The sequence below is a fragment of the Clostridium sp. AM25-23AC genome, from assembly GCF_003435125.1.
Taxonomy (GTDB): Bacteria; Bacillota; Clostridia; order Lachnospirales; family Lachnospiraceae; genus Pilosibacter; species Pilosibacter fragilis.
In genome coordinates, this window is record NZ_QWGI01000056.1 from 1 (window position 1) to 5,632 (window position 5,632).

8 protein-coding genes and 1 pseudogene are annotated in these 5,632 nt (G+C 37.3%); all 9 read left to right on the forward strand.

Going from position 1 to position 5,632, the window contains the following annotated elements; all coding sequences use genetic code 11:
• Positions 1-150: 150 nt before the first annotated feature.
• The 9 genes and pseudogenes from DW677_RS17230 (at position 151) to DW677_RS17270 (ending at position 5,582) form a co-directional block, all read left to right on the forward strand.
• On the forward strand, positions 151-987 hold the full coding sequence (locus DW677_RS17230) for a DUF2262 domain-containing protein (protein ID WP_117505573.1): 837 nt from the start codon (positions 151-153) through the stop codon (positions 985-987).
• Positions 988-1,175: 188 nt separating this feature from the next.
• Positions 1,176-1,784 (forward strand): annotated as a pseudogene (mobQ, locus tag DW677_RS17235) (MobQ family relaxase); the annotation flags it as partial.
• Entirely contained in the window at positions 1,765-2,517 is a 753-nt protein-coding gene (locus DW677_RS17240) for a tyrosine-type recombinase/integrase (protein WP_242992234.1), read from the forward strand. The pseudogene mobQ and the gene DW677_RS17240, both read left to right, overlap by 20 nt.
• A gap of 54 nt (positions 2,518-2,571) precedes the next feature.
• On the forward strand, positions 2,572-2,874 hold the full coding sequence (locus DW677_RS17245) for a type II toxin-antitoxin system RelB/DinJ family antitoxin (RefSeq protein ID WP_015553867.1): 303 nt from the start codon (positions 2,572-2,574) through the stop codon (positions 2,872-2,874).
• Positions 2,874-3,194 carry a type II toxin-antitoxin system RelE/ParE family toxin gene (locus DW677_RS17250; RefSeq protein ID WP_015553868.1) on the forward strand — a complete coding sequence of 107 codons (321 nt, stop codon included), beginning with the start codon at positions 2,874-2,876 and terminating at the stop codon, positions 3,192-3,194. The genes DW677_RS17245 and DW677_RS17250 overlap by 1 nt, the downstream gene beginning before the upstream one ends.
• Before the next feature lie 49 nt (positions 3,195-3,243).
• The gene (locus DW677_RS17255; protein ID WP_015553869.1) at positions 3,244-3,681 is read left to right on the forward strand and encodes an SUKH-3 domain-containing protein; all 438 of its coding nucleotides are present in this window, start codon (positions 3,244-3,246) and stop codon (positions 3,679-3,681) included.
• 109 nt (positions 3,682-3,790) lie between these two features.
• On the forward strand, positions 3,791-4,165 hold the full coding sequence (locus tag DW677_RS17260) for an SMI1/KNR4 family protein (protein WP_117553305.1): 375 nt from the start codon (positions 3,791-3,793) through the stop codon (positions 4,163-4,165).
• A gap of 58 nt (positions 4,166-4,223) precedes the next feature.
• Positions 4,224-4,958 carry a hypothetical protein gene (locus DW677_RS17265; RefSeq protein ID WP_117567893.1) on the forward strand — a complete coding sequence of 245 codons (735 nt, stop codon included), beginning with the start codon at positions 4,224-4,226 and terminating at the stop codon, positions 4,956-4,958.
• Between the two features lie 183 nt (positions 4,959-5,141).
• Positions 5,142-5,582 (forward strand): Imm63 family immunity protein, encoded by a 441-nt coding sequence (locus DW677_RS17270; RefSeq protein ID WP_015555153.1) that lies wholly within the window; start codon positions 5,142-5,144, stop codon positions 5,580-5,582.
• Positions 5,583-5,632: the final 50 nt, after the last annotated feature.

Below are 5,632 nucleotides of genomic sequence, written 5' to 3' on the forward strand. Positions count from 1 at the left end.
TGCAAGCTGTTTCCAGCCGACAAGTTTTACAAAATCTCTCTGTACTTTGAGGGTCGGGTAAAGTATAATGAAGTCAACAACAAATTAGAAGTTTTCGGAAAATAAAGAAAATTTGATTATGTAAATTACCAAGAAAAGGTGGAAAGAATTATGTCAGTACAAACAGATTTTGAGAAAGGATTCGAAACAGAAGAATATGAAATGCTTATTTTAGTGCAAGCATCGTGTAAAGGAGCAGCAATTATAAAAGATATGCTGAAACCATCTATTGATTTTCTTGCGTCCATAGATTTGCGTACAGGTCAGTTCTTTCATGAGAAAGGTCGTATTGAATGGCTTATAAAAAATGACAATAAACGCAATGGGTTGGGATATGAATTTGAGCAATTTGGCATTTATCGTGTCGCTGTCAGAAAATGTATACCGAAAAAATTGCAGCCATATCAGGTACAATATATAAACAACAGATATATGCTTATAAATGTGCTTGAAGAACATGCTTCAAATGAAAAATTGGAAGCTTTGAAAGAATACTATGCTAAGCCAATTTCTATGGAAAATGAATTAGGTTCTTTTGACTTGGATAGAGAATTTTCATGGTTTGAGGGAATTGTAAATTGGAATGGTGTAGAGGCAAATGTATATTTGGAAACCGATGAGGAAGATGGAGATACCGCTGAACAGGCAATGAAAGTATTAAAGGAATTAGTAGATAATATTGTGGATAATGATAATAAATATCGTGCATTTGCTGCACAAGAGCTAACAGAACTTGCAAATGAATGGCTGGAGGATTCAGATGAAATTGATACAGAAAAAATCACAAGAGAATTGTTTAAAAAACGTATGGAAATTAGCTCAATAACAGTTAGTCCAGATGGAAGTTTATCTTTATTTTACAACGACGACGATATGTTTTGGGGACATATTATTGAAATAGTGGTTGAGCCAAATGGAGAGATTATAAGTGCTAATATAGCCGGATGAAAAAACTTCCAGTTTGCCACTCACACATCGGGTCAACTTGTCCCGAACTTTTACAACTAAATACCCGCCGCCCACACAGCGGCACACCGAGCAGGAAATCTGAAAAAAGGTCTCCTGCTTTTTTTCTGCCCAAAATGAGGTGGTAAAACGCCACCCCATCCACCAATTACCGAAAGGAGGGACACGAAATGCCCTGTCCGCACAACGAAATCTCGATTGTGCAGCGAAGTCAGCAGCAGTCTGCTGTTGCCGCCGCTGCTTACCGGAGTGGTGAAAAGCTGTTCTGTGAATATGACCAGCAAGTGAAGCACTATCCGGAAAAGCGTGGTATCGTCCACAATGAAATCCTGCTTCCGGCAAATGCCCCACGGTCGTATGCAGACCGCAATACTCTATGGAACGCCGCCGAAGCGGTGGAAAAACAATGGAATTCCCAGCTTGCAAGGCGGTGGGTGCTTACCATCCCCAGAGAGATACCGCCCGACCAATATGCTGTCCTTGTCCGGGAGTTTTGTGAACAGCAATTTGTTTCCACCAAAGGCATGATTGCTGACTTTGCCATCCATGACCCCCATCCGCCGGGACACAATCCCCACGCCCATGTCCTGCTGACTATGAGGGAAATGGACGAACATGGAAAATGGCTTCCCAAGAGCCGCAAGGTTTATGACCTTGATGAAAACGGGGAACGGATAAAGCTGCCATCCGGCAGGTGGAAAAGCCACAAGGAGGATACGGTTGACTGGAACGACCAGAAGTATTGTGAAATCTGGCGGCATGAATGGGAGGTCATCCAGAAATATTCCGGTCATAAAGATAACGACCGAGATGCTACGAAAATATCTTGTAGAGTATCAAACGATAAATAATTGTGGAAAGGTAACTATTGATAATATTCGTAGAAGTCTTTCCACATTTTTTTCGTGGCTAGAGGAAGAGGATTATATTATAAAAAGCCCAATGAAAAGAATTCATAAGGTAAAGACTGCCGTTATTGTAAAAGATACCATTCCGGATGAGAAAATAGAAATTCTTAGAGATAATTGTAATAATCTGCGTGATAGGGCAATGATTGATTTTCTGCTTTCAACAGGAATTAGAGTAGGCGAATTGGTAAGGCTGAACATTGATGATATAGATTTCTCTGAGCGGGAATGCGTGGTTTATGGCAAAGGAGACAAAGAGAGGAAAGCATATTTTGATGCTAAGACCAAAATTCATTTGTTGAATTATATTGAATCAAGGACAGATAATAATATAGCGTTATTTGTGTCGTTAAACAAACCACACAGTAGACTTACTGAAAGCGGTGTGGAGTTACGATTACGAGAAATGGGGAAGAAGTTAGGTGTAGAAAAGGTACACCCACATAAGTTCAGAAGGACTATGGCCACCAGAGCAATTGAGAAAGGTATGCCGATTGAACAGGTACAGAAAATTCTGGGACATGAGCAAATAGATACAACGCTCAGATATGCAATGGTTAATCAAAACAATGTGAAGCTATCGCATCGAAAATATATTTCATAGATTGACTTGTAACGCAAAAGACGTTACAATAAAAGAAAGATGGAGGTGTATTCTATGGGAAAAACAGCAACATTAAATATAAGAGTAAATCCAGATGTAAAAGAAAATGCAGAAAGTGTATTGGCACAATTAGGGATACCAATGGCTACTGCTATAGATATGTATTTAAAACAAATATCATTAGTAGGAGGAATTCCCTTTTCTATTGTATTACCAAAAGCAGCTAATTCAGTGAATGCAGATATGATGTCTGTTACACAGATTCATCAAAAGTTAGAAAAAGGATATGCCGATATAGAGAAAGGAAATGTTGAGGATGCAGCTAGTGCGTTTGTGGCATTTAGAGAGAGGCATTAATGAAGCAATATAAGGTAGAGATTACAAAAGAAGCTTTGCAGGATATGGAAGATATATACAATTATATTGCTATAGATTTGCTTGCTCCGGATAATGCAATGGGGCAATATAATCGCATTGCTGATGAAATACTTACATTAGACACTTTCCCAGAACGATTTAGGATTATGGATTCTGAGCCGGAAAAGAGAATGGAGTTGCGTAGAATGCTCGTCGATAATTATTCAGTGTTTTACACAATCCGTGACGAAAGGGTAATTGTAACGGATGTGTTATACACGGCATCTGATATAGAAGCACGTTTGAGAGGCGAGCTATAAAAGCACGCGTTTATTTGAAGTTGCTTATTGTATTGGGAAGGAGAATTGTATGGAAACTACTACCTTACAACGGCTAAAGGCAGCTGGATGGAAATGTGGACGTAAAATTGATATTTCTGCTTTCAAAAAGAGATATAGAGAAATTGGATTGGAGATGCCAGCAAATGTAGAAGCTTTTCTTGAGGAATTTGGATTGCTCCATATTGAGAATTTGAAATGGTTTAGAGATGTCGATTTCAATCCGTTGGAAGCTATTGGAATAAATTTAGATGCGGAATATTTTGAAAATTTGTTAGATGAGTATGATATTAATACAACAACTTATCCGTTGGGAATGTGTTGCACAAATGAGCTGTTTTTAGTGATGACCATCACGAATGAATTTTATTGTTTTACAAATGGATGCTGCGAACTGTGTGGAATTGGCGTAGAAGATATGTTGGATTGTCTGATTGGCGAATGCAGAATATCTAAAACGATTGAATAATTTCGTTCTTATGTCAAATGCAATCTAAACAGAAACAAAGCGACAAGTTTCAGTAAGCCGGTGTGTTTAACGGAGAGACGAATTTGAATTTTACGGCGAGGTGAATGATATGGAAAAATGGGGAATGTTTGAATTTAATACGCCTTATGTTGGAGAAATTATCGAGAAAATAAATGATGTGGTATTACCAAACGATTACATAGAATTTATGAAAAAACACAATGGTGGCCAAGGCGATATTGGTGAAACATGGCTTATATTATATCGGTTAGAAGAATTACAAGAAATAAATGATGATTATGAAATTGAAGTATTTCTGCCGGATCACATTATTATTGGTTCAAATGGTGGTGGTGAACTTTATGGAATTGATAATAAGGGAAACTACTTTAATGTACCAGTGCTAATAGATGAAGATGATGTTGCTGTGCTTGGGACAGAGATAGAATTATTGCCAGATAAAATAAATGCACTTTGGGAATAGATTCTTTTGTTAGTTATATGACGAACAGTACATAAGCCTTGAGGTTTAAGGAGACAGAATGGTACATTGTGATTTCAGTAATAGTTTATATAAATATTTGGATATTTATCATAACGGGTTAAAAAAACTTGCAAACAAAGAAATGCAAGCAATCGTTGGTCATCTAAGAGAAATGTCAGACGAAAATCAAGATGAAATATTAACACAATTTCTTTCGGATTATTGTGATAGTGATGTATGGGATACTTTGAAAGACCGGGGAAATGCGGATATTCCATACGAATTAAAAGAGTATATCCTAATGTGGATTACACCACGTTGCGAAGAGAAGAAAATGCCAGAATGCAGATGGTATTATGAGTTGTTCAGAAATCATAAGCAGGGATATCAAGCGGCAGTAAAATACCTTGAGATTGCTTATTCAAGTATGAAGTGTGACCAGAAAACAATTGATTTGCTGTTTGATTCATACTTGGATATTTTAGGTTGGGGGGCACATCATTTTCCAGATGGATGCATAATTGAAGATAATACAATAGTTGATTGTTTTCAAAAATGTGAGGATATATTAAAAGAAAAAACGGTTAGTGAGAGATTGATAAATCAACTGAACTATTATAGAATCCTGTACGAATGCTATAATAGATATGTAGATGATGGAAGAAAAAGAAAATATGAAGATTATCTAATATACATTTTTTGTATAGCAGAGCACTTTACTATGAGAAATAAACTAAGTCATAGAGGTGAAACTTTCAGTAAGCTGGTGCGTTTATCTGAGAGACGAATTTGAACGCAGATAAGCATTCCCCCGCTTCAAGTGCGCGGAGCACTAAGCGGTGGGTGAGTGGGATGCTTATGTCAGTGGGAGTTGAAAGCTCCCACTGACAGATCGCGAAGCGACTGCGTTCATGAGCAAGTAGCGAAGCGGATTGCGAATGTCCGCTTTACTTTTTAGATTTGAGGTATAAAAGGAATGAATGCTAAAGAGTGTATGATTGAAGCTGATAAATTGTTGCAAAAATGGAGTTGTTATTCTATAGAAAACAGAAGGTATATTGAGAAAATATTTAATGGTTCCAATAGGTATGATATGATGTTAAACGTAGATGTAATGCAGAAACAGGCAAAGATTTATGTATTGGAAAGAGGAGTGACAATTTATGAGTACAGAACGGAGAGGAAAGAGATTGTAATATATGCTGTTCTTCGTGATATTATTGGGATAATTTCCGATACAATTATATGTGATTCACATGTTGATGAAAAGGGATACCTGCATTTTACTGAAAATGTATCCAATTATAGAAAGAAAATAACCGATGAGGCATTTTCATTAATGGGAGAGCCATATAATGAGTGGAATCGACAAGGGATTTCTATTTGGGATTTTAACCGAAGTTTTGCGGGGGAATAAACGCCCAACTTTCAGTTTGTCGTTCTAAAAATTCAACTGAATAATCCCAG